The sequence below is a fragment of the Bacillus sp. JJ1566 genome (assembly GCF_036962685.1).
Taxonomy (GTDB): domain Bacteria; phylum Bacillota; class Bacilli; order Bacillales; family Bacillaceae_L; genus Ferdinandcohnia.
On sequence record NZ_JBALOP010000012.1, the window covers coordinates 5638 to 7598 of the forward strand.

Below are 1961 nucleotides of genomic sequence, written 5' to 3' on the forward strand. Positions count from 1 at the left end.
TCATTTAAATCCCCCGATATGGATAGCTCTTTTTTATCATTTTAACATATGTTTACAGAATATTTAGCACGCCTAGACAAAATTTCCTAAAATTTACCTTTTTTCTATAGCAAAAAAACGCTACGAGTAGCGTTCTTATCTATATAAGCTTTTAATCCACTCTATCCAACTTTCGATAGTTCTGGCTCTTCTATATAATGTAGAATCTGATTTCAAGCCAAATAATTGGTCAATATTCTCTTGTATCATCAATTCAACAATAAAATCTCTTGAAATCATACAGTTTTCTATACTTTCTAAGAAGGACCTTTTGAATATATTATGCTTAAAAATTTTTTCCACTATGAATAGCTTTTTGATATTATCATTGGATTGATTAAATATTTCCTTAGTCTCTGTTGTGAGACTAAAGTGAGTTATTCCTGCAATTTCTTTTCTTTTAATTAATCCTAGATACATTCCGAAGTTTAAATAATAGTCAACCTGCCTATCAACAACACTCATTTTAGAAACAATTTCTTTTTTTTTCATATTCCGCGTATTAAGTAAATTCAACAGCGAGTTAAGAATATCATATGAATCTGCTTGGGGGAAAGGAGTATCTATATTCTCAATGTTTGGACAAGTATTAGTTGCTATTTGCAGAATATCTACCATTTTAATGCGATCTGTCAAATTCATCACCAACCAAACTTCATTTATGATTATATAGAGTAGATAATATAGTTCTACTTTTACTATTTCTATAATTCATAATTAAAACTTCTTCTACCTTTCCTCGCTTACTTCCTTGACTATTAATGGATCTATTAGCCTTAACTGGTACGATCTCAAACCCTTCATACAAACTATTAATAAAGTCTGTTGAAGAGTTAGAAACCATAACATAACAACCTCTTGCACTTAATATTGTAACTATGCTTTTTAATCTTTTCTGTTCTCTTCTTCCAAAACCACCTTTGTCATATGCTGTAAAGGTTGCAGTCTCACTTACTGGATCATATGGAGGATCAAAATATACAAAGTCCCCTTTCTTTGCAAGTTTTAGAACACTTTCTGCAAAATCCTGATTTGTTATTGTTATTCCTTTTCTTCTTCCACAATAATAATTTTTCTTCAAATATATTGAGACATCCTTAATTGTTTCCTCAATAATTACATCAGGATTCTTATATTTACCAAAAGGTACATTAAATTGTCCTTTTGAATTTACTCTGTATAGTCCATTATAACCGGTTCTGTTAAGGTAAACAAACCTTCCAGCTCTCACATAATCCTCTCTTTGATTATATGTTTCTTTCCTATCCCAATCTCTAAGTAAATAATAATACTCAGATTCATTATTAAGTGCCCTCTGCTTGTGATTAATTAATTCACTTATAAGTTTTTCCGGTTTATGTTTTATTACCTGATAAAGATTTATTAATTCAGTGTTAACATCATTAATGAATGCTTTTTGGGGCTTTATATGAAAAAAAAGTGCTCCACCACCAAAGAATGGTTCAAAATAAGTGTTTATCCTAGGATTAAATTCCACAGGCAGGTAGTTAGTTATTTCATCAAGTAACTGTCTTTTACCTCCAGCCCATTTTACAACTGGTTTAACTAATAAATCTTTAGACATTTCTTACACTCCTAATTACTCACCCTATATTACTCTTTAATTAATTTAAACATTATGAGCTTACGGATTTATTTATATTTTCTTTTTAACATGACTCTTAAATATTATCGTGATTTTATTATATCATTATATACATGTAGTAAAAATGGAAATTATCCAGTTCGAAAAAAACAAAAAGGTACTACCAATGTACCTTTTGTTTTTATAGACTCCAAATATTAACTGCCAAATCAGCAAACTCTCTCTGCCTTTTATTTATCGAATCAAAATTCCATTCTTCATATGAAATAAGAGCTTTTGTAATCTTAAACTCTGATTCTTTGTAATTGTTTTTCTT

Annotated in this window: 3 protein-coding genes; all 3 read right to left on the reverse strand. The window is 29.3% G+C overall.

Annotation, left to right across the window (positions count from 1 at the left end):
- Positions 1-135 precede the first annotated feature (135 nt).
- On the reverse strand, positions 136-675 hold the full coding sequence (locus V7112_RS06350) for a DUF7226 domain-containing protein (RefSeq protein ID WP_335416860.1): 540 nt from the start codon (positions 673-675) through the stop codon (positions 136-138).
- Positions 676-694: 19 nt separating this feature from the next.
- Positions 695-1624 carry a DNA adenine methylase gene (locus tag V7112_RS06355; RefSeq protein ID WP_335416862.1) on the reverse strand — a complete coding sequence of 310 codons (930 nt, stop codon included), beginning with the start codon at positions 1622-1624 and terminating at the stop codon, positions 695-697.
- Positions 1625-1826: 202 nt separating this feature from the next.
- Positions 1827-1928, reverse strand: a complete 102-nt coding sequence (locus tag V7112_RS23815) for a hypothetical protein (protein WP_438823866.1) — start codon at positions 1926-1928, stop codon at positions 1827-1829.
- Positions 1929-1961: the final 33 nt, after the last annotated feature.